15 protein-coding genes and 1 pseudogene are annotated in these 16,596 nt (G+C 47.3%); 8 read left to right on the top strand and 8 right to left on the bottom strand.

Annotated features, from left to right (window positions below):
• Window positions 1–337: 337 nt before the first annotated feature.
• Entirely contained in the window at window positions 338–1,054 is a 717-nt protein-coding gene (locus MNODULE_RS19945; RefSeq protein ID WP_168062928.1) for a cytochrome c family protein, read from the top strand.
• Window positions 1,055–1,168: 114 nt separating this feature from the next.
• Window positions 1,169–1,939 (top strand): hypothetical protein, encoded by a 771-nt coding sequence (locus MNODULE_RS19940; RefSeq protein WP_168062927.1) that lies wholly within the window; start codon window positions 1,169–1,171, stop codon window positions 1,937–1,939.
• A 175-nt stretch (window positions 1,940–2,114) separates the two neighbouring features.
• On the opposite strand, the gene MNODULE_RS19935 is transcribed toward MNODULE_RS19940, so the two are convergent.
• Together MNODULE_RS19935 and MNODULE_RS25535 are read right to left on the bottom strand one after the other, a co-directional pair.
• Window positions 2,115–2,489 carry a magnesium chelatase subunit ChlI family protein gene (locus MNODULE_RS19935; protein ID WP_238339651.1) on the bottom strand — a complete coding sequence of 125 codons (375 nt, stop codon included), beginning with the start codon at window positions 2,487–2,489 and terminating at the stop codon, window positions 2,115–2,117.
• Between the two features lie 30 nt (window positions 2,490–2,519).
• A pseudogene (locus MNODULE_RS25535) lies at window positions 2,520–2,657 on the bottom strand (ATP-binding protein); the annotation flags it as partial.
• Between MNODULE_RS25535 and MNODULE_RS19930 the strand changes: the two are divergent.
• Window positions 2,606–3,064, top strand: coding sequence for a helix-turn-helix domain-containing protein (locus tag MNODULE_RS19930; RefSeq protein ID WP_238339650.1), 459 nt, complete (start codon window positions 2,606–2,608; stop codon window positions 3,062–3,064). The pseudogene MNODULE_RS25535 and the gene MNODULE_RS19930 sit on opposite strands and share 52 nt — an antisense overlap.
• A gap of 214 nt (window positions 3,065–3,278) precedes the next feature.
• Here MNODULE_RS19930 and MNODULE_RS19925 read toward each other — a convergent pair whose 3' ends face one another.
• Entirely contained in the window at window positions 3,279–4,415 is a 1,137-nt protein-coding gene (locus tag MNODULE_RS19925) for a hypothetical protein (protein WP_168062924.1), read from the bottom strand.
• 536 nt (window positions 4,416–4,951) lie between these two features.
• Between MNODULE_RS19925 and MNODULE_RS19920 the strand changes: the two genes are divergently transcribed.
• The gene (locus MNODULE_RS19920; RefSeq protein ID WP_168062923.1) at window positions 4,952–5,731 is read left to right on the top strand and encodes a DNA/RNA non-specific endonuclease; all 780 of its coding nucleotides are present in this window, start codon (window positions 4,952–4,954) and stop codon (window positions 5,729–5,731) included.
• A gap of 60 nt (window positions 5,732–5,791) precedes the next feature.
• Here MNODULE_RS19920 and MNODULE_RS25145 read toward each other — a convergent pair whose 3' ends face one another.
• From MNODULE_RS25145 to MNODULE_RS19900, 4 genes are all read right to left on the bottom strand, one after another.
• Window positions 5,792–6,058 (bottom strand): response regulator transcription factor, encoded by a 267-nt coding sequence (locus tag MNODULE_RS25145; protein ID WP_168062922.1) that lies wholly within the window; start codon window positions 6,056–6,058, stop codon window positions 5,792–5,794.
• A 394-nt stretch (window positions 6,059–6,452) separates the two neighbouring features.
• Window positions 6,453–9,713, bottom strand: coding sequence for a type IV secretory system conjugative DNA transfer family protein (locus MNODULE_RS19910; RefSeq protein ID WP_168062921.1), 3,261 nt, complete (start codon window positions 9,711–9,713; stop codon window positions 6,453–6,455).
• A gap of 28 nt (window positions 9,714–9,741) precedes the next feature.
• Window positions 9,742–10,263, bottom strand: a complete 522-nt coding sequence (locus MNODULE_RS19905; protein WP_168062920.1) for a hypothetical protein — start codon at window positions 10,261–10,263, stop codon at window positions 9,742–9,744.
• A 339-nt stretch (window positions 10,264–10,602) separates the two neighbouring features.
• Entirely contained in the window at window positions 10,603–11,784 is a 1,182-nt protein-coding gene (locus MNODULE_RS19900) for a type IV secretory system conjugative DNA transfer family protein (protein WP_168062919.1), read from the bottom strand.
• A gap of 142 nt (window positions 11,785–11,926) precedes the next feature.
• On the opposite strand from MNODULE_RS19900, the gene MNODULE_RS19895 reads away from it, so the two are divergent.
• The 4 genes from MNODULE_RS19895 (at window position 11,927) to MNODULE_RS19880 (ending at window position 15,631) form a co-directional block, all read left to right on the top strand.
• Window positions 11,927–12,784, top strand: coding sequence for an SWIM zinc finger family protein (locus MNODULE_RS19895; protein WP_168062918.1), 858 nt, complete (start codon window positions 11,927–11,929; stop codon window positions 12,782–12,784).
• Window positions 12,781–13,593, top strand: coding sequence for a RecB family exonuclease (locus MNODULE_RS19890; protein WP_168062917.1), 813 nt, complete (start codon window positions 12,781–12,783; stop codon window positions 13,591–13,593). The genes MNODULE_RS19895 and MNODULE_RS19890 overlap by 4 nt, the downstream gene beginning before the upstream one ends.
• 150 nt (window positions 13,594–13,743) lie before the next feature.
• The gene (locus MNODULE_RS19885) at window positions 13,744–13,899 is read left to right on the top strand and encodes a hypothetical protein (protein WP_168062916.1); all 156 of its coding nucleotides are present in this window, start codon (window positions 13,744–13,746) and stop codon (window positions 13,897–13,899) included.
• A 202-nt stretch (window positions 13,900–14,101) separates the two neighbouring features.
• Window positions 14,102–15,631, top strand: coding sequence for a DUF6119 family protein (locus tag MNODULE_RS19880; protein WP_168062915.1), 1,530 nt, complete (start codon window positions 14,102–14,104; stop codon window positions 15,629–15,631).
• Window positions 15,632–15,657: 26 nt separating this feature from the next.
• Here the strand turns inward: MNODULE_RS19880 and MNODULE_RS19875 are convergent, their stop codons facing one another.
• Complete coding sequence (locus MNODULE_RS19875) at window positions 15,658–16,455, bottom strand: PD-(D/E)XK nuclease domain-containing protein (RefSeq protein ID WP_168062914.1); 798 nt, start codon at window positions 16,453–16,455, stop codon at window positions 15,658–15,660.
• Window positions 16,456–16,596: the final 141 nt, after the last annotated feature.

Here is a 16,596-nt window from a genome sequence, read left to right as displayed (position 1 = left end):
GAATCGTATCGCTTCAAGAGCAGCCAGAAAAGAATGAAGGAAGCAGTCCAAACAGCAACCTTATAACCCAGAGGGGTGGGTCCATTTTACTTTATCGCGGTGGGTCCTTTTTACTTGATCATTTACAAAAATAGTGGATTGCTGCCAGTAGATCCCCCTGCTAGCCTATAAAGCGTCATTACTCCAATGTGGAGTATCTCACATTATAGCCGCATCTTGAATCAGCTCCCATATCAATATGGGTCATCAAAGGTTGCCATAAACCACATCTTCGGTATACTTTTGAGTTAATTGGTTGTTACTTTGACTTTTACTTCTGAATATTTTGGAGCAGAGAATGAGCCGTATAAATCTTTTTAAGCTATTATTGTTTTTGAACCTCTTTTTTCTGGTTTCATCTTGCAGCAATAATTCTTCCTCAACGCAGCCGGAGACGTCCACCCCCGCTATCAAGAGAACTCCCAGAGCAATCTCTGAGGAGAAACTTGCGCTCATCGGGAAAATCCTCGTCTTTGGAACAGATAACCCTAAATTTGCAAAAGGTGACGTTTCTATCGGAAAGGGAGAATGCTCCCTTTGTCACCAGCTCTTACCTAAACAGAATGCGGATCGAGCCCCCAGTTTACTTGGAATAGAGGCGCTTTCACATAACCGGGTTAAGGAAGAGCGCTATCAAATGTATGTTGAAAGGTATAGCACAGAGGGCGATCCTGAAACCGGAACCAAACCTCACGCAAAGACAGGAGGAGAATATCTGATTGAATCGTTGTACTGCCCGCGATGCTATGTGGTCAAGGATCATGGGATAAAGGGGACCAACGATCTAGAAAGCGGCATGCCTGTTATCACCCGACCTCCTGTGAATTTAACCGACTTTGAGATTGTTGCTGTGGTGGCTTATGTTCAATCAAAAGACACACCAGGAGATTACTCGAAGGTAACAGCCATCGACGATTGGGAAAGTTACTTTGGGAAAAAGTTTACCTTCACTCCGGAAGAGGCGAGCGTGGATAGATACCTGCCTACCGAGCCTGAGCCAAATAAACAATCCTAATTTGAGAATCGACTACACTGGAGCATTATTTACAACTCGATGCCATGGCAAAAAGCGTGGCACAATGGCAATTAATCCTGAAGCTAAACCCTATTTGAGAAAAGCTGACTTCACATGACCCTATCCGTAGCAATTAAGATGAGGCCTTCTATTTTAATTGGAATTCTCTTTCTAGCGCTTTCAGTCCATGCCGCGGACCCCGTCTCAGCCAAATTAGAAGCAATATACGCGCAATATGAAGCTTTAGCGGTGGAGGATGGAGAGAAGCGCATCGAAGGTTTAATTCGACTCGATCAAGAACTAAGAAAACTAATTGATAAGCCTTGGACGGTCGAGAATAGGCCGATTGATGGTGATTTGTGGATGAAAAAATACAGTACCCTTGGTGTGACTATTGGCCATTATTCAGGATCGCTTCAATACACAGGCAAATTATTGGAAGAGGCAAAGAAGCTTGATGTCAAATCCCAATACAGTTCGTATACAGATTATGCGGACATTTTCTCTGGAGCCGGCAGCTTCTCTGGGGCTTTCGGGATGCCCAACATTGAAGCGGCACTAAAATACGAAGAGAAATTTCCAAAAGGCCCATTCATAGAAGACACACTCATTATAATTGGGAACTTTTATGACGATCTTTATAAAACATTAAAGATCGAAGAAACAGAAACATCTTCTGAATCAAAAGGCCCTTGTCACTCAGAATACATTAATAAATCCCCTGGGATAGAAAAGGCGGAAGCGGCAAAACAAATGGCAATTAAGTATTACGCCAAAATTCTCGCACTCGGCACTGAGAACAAGGCATCAAATGCCGCAATCGCGATGTGGAAGAAGAGTCTAGAGCGTGGCTCTAGCGCGGGATGGCACTTTTGCTCTGACTAAGATTCACAATCTTAAAGCTTTTGTATGTGTTGTTGTATTTAGATTTCTTATAAGAATATAGTAATCTATAGAAAAAGGAAAGCGGTCAAGTCCGCTCTTGGCCCATGCCTAAAAGCATTAACGCCATTACTGCCTGATCTATATTCTTACCGACCATCCCAGTGCGCGTTTACCTTCACCCCCCAAAGGTCTTCCGGTCCAAACTCCGATACTGCACCGCCTCGGCGATGTCGGTCGCCGAGATCCGCTCTCGCCCGTCCAGATCCGCAATCGTCCTGGCGACTTTCAGAATACGATTGTATGCCCGCGCAGAAAGCCCCAGCCGTTCCATCGCCAGGGTGATCAATCTACGGGAAGGCTCATCGATCGAGCAGAATTTTTTAATCTGCCGCGGCCGCAGATGCGCATTACATCGGATTTTTTCTTTGTCATATCGGGCCGCCTGGATCGCCCGAGCCGCCAGCACCCGCTTGCGGATGACCTCTGAAGATTCCTCCTCCGCTTCGGTCGTCAGATCGCGGAACGGAACGGCGGGAACTTCAATATGCAAATCAATCCGATCGAGTAAAGGGCCGGATATCTTGGATCGGTATTTCTGAATGGAAGAGGGGGTGCACGTGCAGCTGCGCGCCGGATCGGTAAAATACCCGCACTTGCAGAGTTGCGTTGCCTTTTTGCAAAGTAACTCTAAAAACCCAAAAACCGTTGCCTTCTTCATATCCGAAGTCGTTGATTACTTTAGGAGATCACATCAAAAAAAAGCGCCTCGATTTAGGATTGTGGCAAAAACAGGTCGCTGAGCAAATCGGAGTCGATGAGGTTACCCTCTATAATTGGGAAAAGCAACGCACGGTTCCCAAACTGCCATATATCCCAAAGATTATTGCATTCCTCGCCTATATACCGTTTCCACCTGCCAGTTCACTGCCCGAAAAGATTAAAAACTGCCGGAGAGTTTTAGGTGTGACCCAGGAGAAAATGGCTGAAATGATTGGAATTGACAAAACCACACTGGCAAGATGTGAGGCAAGAAAGAGCCAACCGACTGAAAAAACACTGAAGTTGATTGAGACCTTTTTCGGGTCTTTTTGTCCGGAGAATAAGATATTGAATAGGGCTGGGTGAGTTGAGAGGATAATAACATCAGAGGTATAAACATATCGGGCATCGAACCACTCAACACTGATCGATGATAACACCAATGTTCAAAAATCAGTCACCAGAGAATTCGAAATTGCCAAATGGAAAAAAGAGTATACCGCTCAAACTAAGAGTCGGTAGATTTACCGCGTCCCTCTTTTTGAGCACCATGATATCGCATAGACTCTGAATGTCTTTCTTATTCTGGTTTCCATGCTTCGTAGGAAATCGGTTGAAAGCTAATACCTTCCGCAAGTTCTACTGTTAGATTGTAGCTGACCTGGATGTTTATCTTTCCGTCTTCGAGGATTTCGCACTTGTTGATGACTGGTTTCCATCGCAGGAATGGGTACGCATTCCCTTTGGCGGCAAGTTCAGGACTCTTGCCTAGCAAACGACCTCGGACATATTTAATGATAGACCAAGAGCCCATTGGTTTATCATACGGATCTGAAGTCAGAACTCTAAGCGGTTCTGCCTCTAATCCGGAAAGTTCAAGAATAGCGTTTCGGATATACTTGGCCATTCGATGCCTAACATCCTTGGACAGTTCACGGATTTTGTCGTAGCCAAGAAAGCCATGTTCGAATCCATCACTGGCTTGCTTCGATTTCCTATAGCATTCCTCGTCGCCGTTTAGTATGAGATCTCGCCTAATCGCTGAATCCAATTGATTTGTTTCCACACCTAAAATATTGGCAAGCTCCACTTCCGAGCTAAGGCCTCTCGCTGTACATTCAAACCGGATCCTGGCCTTTGTTAGTGCCTCTAGCGCCATCCAAAGATGTGCCAACGATAAGGTTTCTCGCCCAGGTTTCCACGAGTCAAGAGCAAGCCGATACTGATTGGCCGCGCGTCGGAGACGTTCCGATTCTGAGTGTCGATTAATCGCATCCAGCAACGCCGCACTAGTCTTTACGTCAATATATCGTGCGAAGTGCACCACACCCGATTCTGGTGGGACATAGTTTTGGAAGTAATCATGCTCGCTCACATTCGGTGTGCTGTCAAAAGCTACCTCAATCTCAGGTTCTCCGATCGCAGTATTAGCACTCACTGCAAGTATAGGAAGGAGCGCCAATCCAGCATTGGCAAACGAAACCAGTGATTCTTCAAGATCGTAGCCGTGGCCTTTTATCTCAATCCAAAGCTGGCCCGGGACTATGACTGTCTCACTCTTCTTTATCCAGCGTGAGGTATAAACCATATTTACTAGACCAGACACACAAGGAAAATTCTTTATGATGAGATTCTCATTTTGCCGAAATACAACCGCTGATGGTCCCCGCATTACAATGGTAAACTCGCGGTTATTTGCGCTTTCCCGTGTTGACATTGGGGCTCACACTGAAATTGGGGGCGCCTAACGGTTTGCCGCTCAGCCGCCGGTTTTTCAGCGCTCGGCACAATTAGACTTCGCACCCGTAAGGCTCTTAGATCGTGCTCTTTAATATTGATACCTGAAAATCGGGATGAAAGACGAGATCCTCTTTTTCCTCGACAATGAATGCAACATCTGTCCGTCGGACGATGTTGTGGGCCGTCTTAAAATCCAGATATGCAGATTGATATTGCTTATATATTTGTAATCTACTCTATTTATAGATTCCCTTCAACCGCAGACTTCAGGGAAAAAGGATCCAGAGCTTTATATAATTAAAGGAAAATCGATCACACATTAATGGGTAGCTCCATCTGTGCACTCTCCAGCATCTAACCCCAGAGATCTCTTTACCACGTCCCAATGATTGAAACCACAGGGATCATTCGGAGCACACGCAGGCAGAACGCCATAAATACAGAGCTTGATCTCTCCGGTATTCTGGTATATCGTTCTCCAAAAAGCGCGGTCCACTCTTATCACCCCCGATCATGAAGAAAACGTTTCTTGTCATTATTCTCTTCATCCTTCTCTGCGCGACTCCTGTCTACGCGGCGGGTCCAGATGGCGTGGAAGGTATAGAAGGCTGCGAAGAGCATCTTAAGTACGGCATTCCCGCACCGAAGCCCACCCTGTTGTGCAGAATGGGCTATGTCCTCTCCCATAACTCCGAGAAAAAAGTTGCTCTTTGGGTTACCTACCTCCTGACCAAGGAGAAGCTTGACGGAAACCATCCTCGCTCCGACGACTTTCGGGCAGATCCGGATCTGTCACCGGGAGATCGGTCCGAACTCAAAGATTACAGAAACAGCGGATATGACCGAGGACACCTGGCTCCCGCAGCGGACATGTCATGGGATGCTCAAGCGATGAGCGAAAGCTTCTTTCTCTCCAATATGGCCCCGCAAGTCGGCCCAGGCTTTAACCGGGGGATTTGGGCCGTCCTAGAAGAGAGGGTCCGAGACTGGACGAGGCAGCGGGGTGCCTTGTACATCTTTACCGGTCCGATCTATGGCCCCGAGGGGCACGCACATATCGGTCCCAATGGGGTTTCCGTGCCCAATCATTTCTACAAAATAGTTTTCGATCCGGTTCTCGTGGAAGTGATCGCCTTCATCATGCCGAATGAGCGGCTCCAAACAATAGACCTTCCCAACTACATCACGAATGTGGACACGGTGGAGGCCCAGACAGGTCTTGATTTTCTCTCCGAGCTCGAAGACAGCGTGGAAGACCTCATCGAAACGATGATTCAGCCCGCCCTCTGGTAGTTCCTGGTAAAACACAGAACCCAATCCCTTTTTGAATTGTCGGGATAATTGAACCTCCATTTATTCGATCTCAATTGGAGCGATTCCCATCGCAATCGCGTAGCGTATTAAATCCGCGACGTTTCGAAAGGCGAGTTTGTTCATGATTTTAAAGCGATGGGTTCCCACCGTCTTTACCGTTATACCGAGTTCTTCGGCGATTTCCCTGTTTTCGTAACCGAGCGCGACGAGCCGCAGCACGGCCGCCTCCCGTTCGGTGATGCTTCTTGCCCTGATTGATCGCCGATCGACTCTTTTATCGGTTTGGGCTGCTTTTTTAGCCTTCATTGATTTGTGTGCCCTGATTCTGATCAAGTCATTGAACCGGCTCACCGCATACAATTCGTCCTGTCATTTCTTCTTTAACACAAATCCGTTCTTTGGGTTCTTCTTTCTCTTGCTTCGTTGGTCTTGGTCGGCCGTTTTGACAGTACTGATTGTCTGGACATTGGGAGCAATACCCCAAATCGCCGCAGACATATGTCCCCCGATCAGAGGGACAGGAATGCCAGCGATGACAGCCGGAACGATGCGCTTCCGCCAATAAACCTAATAAAGAAATGAGCAGGAATAGGGCAAAAACAATGGTTATCGTCAAGCGTCGCATGAGACTCCTTTGTCCCGTTTTCTTTTAATGAACGTTTTCATGCGGTCAAACCATTTACGATCTATGGCAATTAGGTCACTTCTCCTCCTTCATCCGCTTCATTGCCTGCATGATCACCTGCGCCACGGCCTGCCGGCGGGTTTGCTTTTGCGTCTCCTCGACCGACTGGTAATTTACCTTTACTTTGTAGCCTCTCACCGTTTCCTCTTTGCTTGCCGATTGAGCATCAAGTTCATCAAGATAGAGAATAACCTCTTCCGTGTGAAGGAAGAGGACCCGCTCAAGGCTCCCTTTTTCCAACCGCCCGGATATATATTCCTTTATCTTGTTGAGGTTCCTCTTCTCGGAAGAAACAAGAATCACGGAGTCATACCCCGCCGCGAGGCACTTCTCGACATTCCCTAATTCCTGCTCTCCGTTTGTCGTAATCGAGATCTCACAGGCGATCTTTTTACCTTCCCTCTCTAAAGCAACATCGATGCTCCCCGCTCCATCCAGAACTTGCTTCTCTATTGTCGCCCGATATCCCTTGTGCTCCGCGATTTTCTTGATCAGTTGCTGAAGATATTTGTGCTGCTGCCCGCCGCGACCGAGCGGCGCGGGGTCCTCCGGCAGTGTCCGCTTACGGACCGGTTCCTCCGCCTGCTCAATGTAGGGTCGTGAGATCACAGGCTCTTTCTTTTCCTTTTTAACGCTCTCTTTTTTTACCGGCTCTTCCACCCGACAACCTTCTTCGGGAATGACAGGGGACTGCGCTACTTGCGCTCTGCCGGCCGCAAGCGCGGCCTCCACTTCCTCCCGCCGCAAAGCGTATTTCTCTCGTGATAAGGTGAGAATGCGCTCCCGTTTCTTTTCCGCCACATCCGGATCGACAGCAACCATAGGGAATGTTTTCAGGTTAAAATCATACTCCGCCCGCTCAACGCGGCAGATCGCCTCTCCAACGCCGAGGTTCTGGAGGTCTTTCGCATCAAAGGAGGTAAATCCGTCTTCAAGTTTTTCGGCGTCAAATTCTCCCAAACGGAAGCAGATCCGGGTGCAAGGGTTCGCAATCACCGCACTTGCCACCTCCGCGTCCTTGCTCCACAGTTGCCGCAACTCCTGGTGAGCGAGAATCAAGCCAAGATGGTATTTCCGCGCCCCGGAGAGAATCGCCGCCATCGAGGGGGTAATGAAGTTCTGGAATTCATCGATGTAAAGGTAGAAGTTCCTGCGGGCCGACTCCTTTACCTCCTGACGGCTCATCGCAATTTGGTGAAGCTTGGAAACCAGAAGGGTACCCAAAAGATACGAGTTCTCCTCTCCAACCGCGCCCTGGGAAAACTTCGCAAGGAAGATCTTTCCTCCGTCCATGATCTTCCTGAAATCAACCTTATTCTCCTTTTGCGAGACCATATGCCGGATCAGTTTCGGTCGGAGGAAGGTATCAAGCCGGGTAAGCAACGGCGCCTGGGGCTTGCCAGCAAGCAGGGGATACTCCCTCTCCCAGTAATAGGCAACTTCGGGATCGGTTACTGTATGGAGGAAGTTTTTCCGGAAAGCAGGTTCAATAAGAAAGCGTCTAAGATCCGAAAGCGTCCCTCCGTTCTTGCTCTCCAGGAAGGCAAGAATGGCATTCCCCAAAACCGAGGTCATCTGATCTCCCCACGAGGTGGAGAGCCGCCGAAACACGGCGACCAAATCCGAGGAGAGAAGATTTTTCTCCAATTCCGAATGGGCCGAGAGGATGTTAAAGCCGACCGGATATTCCGCATCCGAGGGATCAAAGAGGATCACATCGGGGAGCCGCTCATTGGGCACATATCCGAGAATCTGATCGATCAAGTCCCCGTGGGGATCCAAGACAGCGACCCCCTCTCCGTTCTTGATATCCTGAGTGATCATATTGAGGAGCAGCGTGCTCTTCCCAGTGCCTGAAGCGCCGATGACATACGTATGGCGCGTGCGCTGATCCGGAGCGATGCCCACAACCTTTCGCTCCCCGCCATGGATGTTTTCTCCCAGGGTAAGCGCATGATGAGCCACCATCGGAGGAGCCGCTTTGCTCTTCTTGCTCCACCGGGTGAGTTTTTCGGACCTAACCGAAGCGGAGGGAAGATGGGCAAACGAGACCAGCTCCTCGGAATTCAAGAGCATCCCCGACCGATGGCTCTGCCGGAGGATGAGGTCCTCCAGATGGTCGTCGAAATCGTACCCTTCGTTCGAGAGGGGAATAAAGGAATTGCTACCGGGAAGAGAAAACTGCTCCAGTCCTGCTCCCAGGCGCTTCACGATGGCGAACGCTTGATCTCTATCCTTTGAGAAACCGGAGGCCCGAACAATCGCGGCAAAGAGGGGACTTGCCGTCTTCTCGGCCGCCCGCTTCGTCATCTCAGGGGCATCAAGGAAGAATGGCTTTCCCTCCCAATCGGTGACCGACCACCTAATACTTTCCGCCCAATCCTCTCGCACCGGCTTTATGAGCACTTGAAAGATTCCAACTTCCTGAGAACGCAGGCGAGAGATGACGCCAAAGAACGCTGATAAAGGATCAGCGCGAAAATCCCGTACCGTCCCAACCGGCTGCATGAATTCGTTATTGAGGCCAAAGTCGACGATGACACCCTTCCCCTCCGTATCCTCCTCTTGGAAGGCGGTCTTGAGAGCACGCCCGATCGCATCCTCCCCTTCAAGACAGTGGGCTTCGGAAAAGTATGCCTGAAGCTGCGCTAAAAGCTGCTCTTTATCCTCCTTGTGACACGCCAATTGGAAGAGGATCTCCTTTTCCGTTCCCACTATCTCAAAGGCCACGGGGGATTGGTTGTACTTCATGGCGAGGAGAAGCCGCTCCGAGGTTTCTTTGCCGATATCCGTTTCCGGGGGAGCAACGATCTGAACGAAACAAAGATCCCCCTTCTCCATCATGGAAGGGGCGGGGAAGTCAATCTCCTCTTCATCCGGCGTTTCGAGAAGATCTACATGGCCGCTTACAGCCTCTTTGTTCTTTTGTGAGAAATAAATGGCTGGCCAGACGGAAAGGCCGATCGCCAAAACGAAGAGGGTTGGATTAAATAGACTCAGAGATAATAAAAAAAAGAGAATCGCTCCGGCCGAGCAAATGTAGGCGGCTTGCTTCGGCGCGTCTGAGGGCCGGCGGCCATCATCGGTCGGTTCTTCTGCTCGGGAAGCCTGGAAGAAGGGAACATACGGCGGCTCGATGTCGACCGGATACGGCCAGAGCTGCCAGCCCCGGCCCCTCTTCTCCCATGCATAGAAGCGCTCTGTTTGCTCTTCGGTGAGGTTCGGAAGGAGGGCAGGCTCCTCCCTTACCCTTGTCGAGACGGCTTCCCTTCTCATTTAACGGATACTCCGCGCCAGAATCACATTAACGCCGCAAGGATCTGGGTTGGTAGAACTCCGACATGACCGGCTTTCGCTCTCCCTCCGAAAGGGCTTTGAGTCCCTGTGTCTTCGTGATCCCATCAATCACATCTAAGACAGCATTGTGCACCGATTGCTGAAACATGCGTGTGGTGTCCTGCTGATAGAGGGTTATATCCCCGATGGCCGGAGCAAGTATCTTCCCCAGGATTGGAATCACGGAGAACGGCAAGAGAATGCTCTGCAGAAATGTCAAAGAAAACGACAGCCACGAGGAGACAAAGAACCCGGTTCCAAACGGAGCGCCGCAGATATCGAGGCAATACCGTTTTCGTTCCACCGTGAAATACAGACGTTTTGTTGAAAAGATGCCTCCTTCCTTCATCTCGGAGGTGGCGAGATGGATCTCCGGGATCTCCCGTTTTCGGATCTCCATCTCGACCTGTTCATAAAACTTGGTTGGTGCTACGTTAAAATTTTCAATAAGAGTCGACCAATGGGAAATAACAAAATATTCCTTCGCCATGATGTCCCTCCCAGGTGTGATTGATTGTTTTAGGCTAGTAAGCTGGTTGACGGGAATTCTTTTGCTAGGTTCCTATGAGGAAATCAATGAATATGCGGAAGGAACTCGAAAGGAAGTGCAACAAGGCGAGAATGATTGAATACCGAACTCGGGTTTGCATACCCGTCCTCATTAGCTGTGAGGCATTGATGGGAGGTAATACTAAATTAAGTGGCTGGATATTAAGCGGTAAGCTACCCAAAGTCAATTAGAAGTATTTACTAGAAATTATTATGAGTATATTCCTAGGAATGAACCCCTTAACCCTACAGGCCTGAGAGGGAAAAAACATTCAAGTCCTCATTTCAGAGATATGATGGTCTTCGCACTAAACGGCTCGCTCGGCATTCCATCGATCATCAACTTGAGATAAACATGGTGATTGGAGAGTCTGATTAAATCACCAGCGGAAAAGGTCGGATAAAACTCTTTGGCGAGTATTTCAGCATCGGACATCCCTACCCTAAAGGAAATGAGGGTCCCGACATTCCCGAGAACGGCGTCCCGGATTTGCTCATCAAGCTGAGAAAGGTATTGGTGAGCAAGCACCATCCCCATGCGGTACTTCCTCAGTTCGGATAACATCTTCGCAAGACTCAATGTGGTAAAACTCTGAAACTCATCGAGGTAGAGATAGAAGTCTCTCCGCTCCTGCTCCGGGATCTCCGCCCTGCTCAATGCCGCAAGACCGATGCTCGTAACAAGCAAGGCCCCGAGGAGCGCCGCCGTATCCTCCCCGATCTTTCCTTTCGAGAGGTTGACGAGCAAGATCTTCCCCTCATCCATCACATTTCTCAGGTTAAATGAGCTTCTTGGTTGAACCAAAATGCGATGAAGCCTTGGATCAGAGAGAAACGCCCCGACCTTGTTCTGGATCGGAGCGATTGCTTCCACCCGAAACCGGGAAGGATAGGCCTCATATTCCCTAAGCCAGAATGCTCTTACCTGCGCGTTATGAATCCGCAACGCGGCGTTCCTCCGGAAGGCGTCGTCCTCCAGTAACCTTAGAACATCTGAGAGCGTCGCCTCCGGCTGGTCATACAGCGCGAGGAGCGCGTTTCGGAGAATATGCTCCAGCCGCGGCCCCCACGAATCAGACCAGAGTTTCTTAAACGCTTCAAGCAGACCCGCAGCGGCAAGGGACCGCTTCTGGGGATCGACCCGCTCCAGAGGATTAAAGGCGAACGTCCTTGTGTCATCAGGCACATTAAAGTAGATGAGGTCGTCCTTTCGCCTCTCAGGAATTTTCGCGGCGATTTTCTCGACCAAGTCTCCATGTGGATCAAGAAGCGCCAACCCCTGTCCGGACTCGATATCCTGGAGGATCATCGTCTCCAGCAACGTTGACTTACCGGTTCCTGTCTTACCGATCACATACATATGCGCGCGCCGGTCGTATCGCTTGATGCCGAACTTCTTTTCTTCATTCCTAAAATCAGTCTTTGCGAAATAAACAATCGGGTTATCCGGTTCTCTGGCCATCCCATCATCTTCAGAGTATTCAATTCATCTTCAAGACGGTCTTTCCGGCTCTTTTCTACAGATCTTCCTTCCTTTCACCATTCCACCTCCCTTCTACACTGAGACTGGTTCTTTCATTAACAATCCAACCAGGAGGAAGACAATGACCACGGAACAGTTTGAGAAAAGAAAGGAGCGATCGGAGCGGGAGACGTTCATCATCTCCAAAACCGAGGGAGGATTCAGGGTCTACTCTCCGGCTCACCCCGGAATGTCATATCAGGTCAGCGGCACATCCGAAACCTCTACCTGCACCTGCCCTGATTTTGAGTCCCACAAGTCCGATCCGGCATGGCAGTGCAAACATATCCTCGCAGTCCAGACACAGTGGGAGAAAAAAAACGGTACGCCTCCAAAATCAAATGGAACGCAGCCAACCGAAGTACAACCCCTCTTACCTAAGCAGGCGAGCGTTCCTCCGACAAACCCCGGCTCTTCTACCATGCTCATTAAAAGGAGCGTGAGCCCGGATGGGCGTATCGATTCTCTCTCCGTAGAGTTTTCGTGCTCCGTAGAGAAGATGCCGGGCAAGGAGATTGTCGTCCGTGCCGAGAACGCTCTCCAGATTCAATCAGAGATCGTAGAGCGTTTTCTCAAAGGCAAGCCGAAACAGAATAACCAGGAAGCCGCAAAGGAAGAACCTGCCAAGGCAAATAGCATCAGCGGTCCGGTTCTCGCCAAGATGCTCACGATTGGGGGAATGCCAAGTAAATGGGGCCGGCGGCTTTTCATTAGCATCGACATAAATGGAAAGAACGTGAAGCTCTTTGGCGGTCGCAAGCAGTTGGCCGAGCACCTTGTCACTGCTGGGTTTCCGTATCTTGCGCCCCACATCTCGGAAGGCATGAAATTGGATCTCTCATGCCGGGTGATCACAAAACCGAGCAAGGACGGAAAGTATCTGGATATTGAGAAGGTCATGCCTGTTGAAAAGGCTTCCACATCAGGGAGGGCAAAATGACAGTCGATACGATCCTCAAAGAACGTGAAGAGCAAGTTACTCCGAAACAGAGAGCCTATCTCTCGTATTCCCGGATCAACAAATATCTTCACTGTCCGGAACAGTACCGCCTCTATTATGTCGAGAATATAAGGCCAAGGATTCCGGCCGCAAGTCTGGTTTTCGGTCAGATTATTCATAAGGCACTGGAGCATCTTCTTCGGAACCAAGGTGATCCGGTGAAATGGTTCCTAGAAGCTTGGAATGCGTTCAAGGAGGTGGAACTGCGATACAGCCAGAAGGAATCATGGGAGAAGCTTCATGCGATCGGCTGGAGTCTCCTTGAGAAATTCCAGAAGGAGGAGCTTTCCCGATTGGGGAAGATAAGCGGGACAGAGAAGGTCTTCGAGCTAAACATCACGAGCCTTCCTTTACCCCTTGTCGGCGTGATCGACCTCATTACTGAAATGGACAGCAAGAAGACGGTGGTTGATTTCAAAACCGCTGCTTCCGCCTATGACGAGCACGAGGTGATTCTCTCGGATCAGCTGACCACTTATCAGCTTGCCGAACCGGAGGCGGAGCAAACCGCTCTCTGCGTATTGGTCAAAACCAAGGAGCCACGGATTGAGTGGCACCTAAGCGAGAGAAAGCCGGAGATGGTCATCGAGTATCTCGAAAAGGTTCATTATGTAGCGCAGGAGATCGCCGCCGGCCAGTTCTACAAGCGGCCGGGGAAGTGGTGCGGGTACTGCGATTACCTGCCTATATGTACAGGTGATACAAAGAAAACTGAGGACACTTTAATGCATATCGAGTTTGCATCTTGATCTACAAGAGCCAGAAGAGATTCTGGCTCTTTTTTCTGAAACACTTCTAAGAAATCATTCTCTTGAGCAATATATCCTTCCTTGTACTTTGCTCGCTTCAGAATAATCTGAGATCAGCACCTTAAATCTCTATCATAAGGAGGTCTCAGAATGTACAGCCCAGAAATTGCCAAGGATCTCATTCCTATTTTGTACCGGCTTGGAAAAGAGAAGAAAAAACCCATGACCAAAATCGTGGATGAGATTTTGCGCTCAAAATTACAACCGAAAGGTACAGAAGAAATAAAGGAAAAAAGCAAAACATAACGTACCTCTCTGGAACACAAAAAGACTCTGCCGCAAGGTCAGAGTCTTTTTTATTTAAATTCCTTATAAGTAATATTTAATCATAGTATTCATACACATATTTCTTAGACTTATTTACCTAACAATGATATAGTCGAGTTCAAACACTATTCCAACTGATTTTCAATATCTCATAACCAAGCCCCTACTCGGGATACCCCAAATGGCTAAATTCAATTTGTATAAGATTGCAGCCGGACAAAAGGATACGTTAGTCATAAAACTTAAGTCGGTTGGATTAACAAATACAGGCAGCAAAACTATTGATGGGTTTACGCTCGATTTTTACTTTTCAAATAAGCCGGATGAAATTGATATCTGGTGGGCTCACGTATATAAAGATTTCTTTGGCGGTATAGAATTACCGAAAAATCAGATATATTTTTCGACCCTTTTAGTTTATAACCCTTCTATTACTTATGCCATCAGTTTAGGAAAATCTCATTTCTACCTGAAAACTTTCTGTGACCTCGATTTTGGTTTAAACCTCGCCGAACGAATAATAGATGAATCAAATCTAAAAATAAAAAACTCTAAATTCTATAAGAGCAGGAAAAATAAAATTATCACAACATATCAGGACGGAAGTGGAATCGACTTTGATAGTGGTGAATCAATGCACTATATCAAAGCAAAGACAGTTGATGCCACCGTGTGGGGTAAAACGGCAAGCTTTGGGCATTCCGCCCAATTCAGTATAGAAATGACGCCAGATGAATTACCAGGGTTCGTAAATAATATCGAAGAGACCCTAAATCAACCGACAAAAATAAAGTTACCTAAGGTAGTTATGGTTCAGGATCCACAAAAGGCACAAGGGCTCGATGGAATTCTTGCTAATGCTCTTATACCCGCTGGAGATGGAACATCAGGGGTAAACGTTGACGATATCTCATTATCGGGAATAGATTTTATATTTTCAGATCATTATCAATACAGTATCTACATCCGGGGAGCACGAGATTCTCATACCCAAAAAGGGGAACTAACCATAGAAAAACTTCGGGAGTTTATTGTCGACAATAGTATAAACCTAAAAGAACAAATCGATTTCATCAAAGTAAAGGTTCATAATGAATTGGGTCGCAACTTTTCAAAACCTATTAAAGAATTTTTAGATTTTGTCGATGAGAAAGATCGATTTTGCCTCATAGATGGTAAATGGTACCAATTCAATCAATCCTACATAGATTTTTTAAGGAGTGAAGTAGATAAAATAGAAACAGTAAAAATGGAAACTGTTTCAGAAACAGAAGAAGTAGATTTTAACAAAAGGATGGCAAACGACGGTTATATAAATTGTGACCGAGTCATCGATACCATAGATAAAAAATATAAAGTCGAGCATTTAGATCTATATAAAGATGGAGCACTTATTTTTGTGAAAATCGGCAGCCCTAAGAAGATGAACTATAATATCGATCAAGCAATAAACGTGGTAAAGCTCCTACAAAATAACCAAAGCAGGATTAAAATAAATGATGAGGCCAAAAAAGTTAATACTATTTGTCTTTGGTTAATTTTCGATCGGAGAACACCTATTGAGAAGCTGTCTGACTCTCGATCCTTAATCTTTCATATGAAGTTGGTTGACTGGAAGAAAACTGTGCTAAATGCTGGCTACAAACCGATAGTTTACATTAGCCAAAGGAGAGAGAATCCAGAAAAGACCAGCCCACGAAAAATAAATTAGCTGATGTCATAGCTTAGATAAGATCTCTAGTGTTTCACAACTTTAATCACAACTCCCTCTTGATCCTCAAAGTTCTTTGAAAACCGCTCTACATCTCTTATGAACCCGGTATCATAAACGGCAAAGATCATGTTCCCATACTTAGTCTTATAGGCGAGTATGTCATCGTTGATTTCAGCAATTATTTCTTTTTCTCTCTCCTTCTTATTCGATAGTTTAATTTCTATTGCTAAATCTGCCTTCTCCACGGTGAAGTCGGGTGTGTAGGTCTTTGATGAGTATTCTATACTGTCTGTTTCTCGTGAGTAAGAAATGTCAGCGCCTATAAGAAGGTTCTCAAAAGCATCCTGAATTTCCTTTTCAGAGTTCGGAATATTCCTTATCGTTTTACGTAGCTTATATTCTGCCAAGTTAATAATCTTCAAAATAGAACTTGCTTCAGGACCGGTATCTTTTCCCCTATAAACTTCTTTTAATTCTTTTCTTTTCAACTCATCTTGAGTTGCGAGTAATATCCCACAAGCGGTATCCAGTTGTTGAAGGTAAGCTTTTTGATGTTCTCTCTCGATGGCCGCTTGCGGATTAAGACTTCCAGTCGGATCAGCCGGGCCACCTACTAAAAAACGTCCCTCTCGTCTCCATGTTAGGTTTGTAAATGATTCAAAAAAACGCGAATCCTGTCCGAATACTTCTTCAAGAAACCCAACGACCTTTTGGTGCCACCTAACATGCTCTGCAGAAAAAGCTCTGGCCTTATGTAGGACAGGTATTTCTGAAATTAATCTCCCCAACTCTTTTGATGCTGAATCCTTTGTCCATTTCATATTCATCCCTTAGTTAAGTTGACCTTTCATTTTAAAGAAAAGAATACGGCATGTCTAATGTAAATTATCTTCTCGGCAACTTCTCCATTCTAGAACTGAGGTCCGCCAAGGGATAGAGTATCCTTATCGGGGATCTACGGC

Source organism: Candidatus Manganitrophus noduliformans, assembly GCF_012184425.1.
Classification (GTDB): Bacteria; Nitrospirota; Nitrospiria; order SBBL01; family Manganitrophaceae; genus Manganitrophus; species Manganitrophus noduliformans.
The sequence above is the reverse complement of the archived record's forward strand: the minus strand, read 5'-3'. Positions and strand labels throughout refer to the sequence as shown.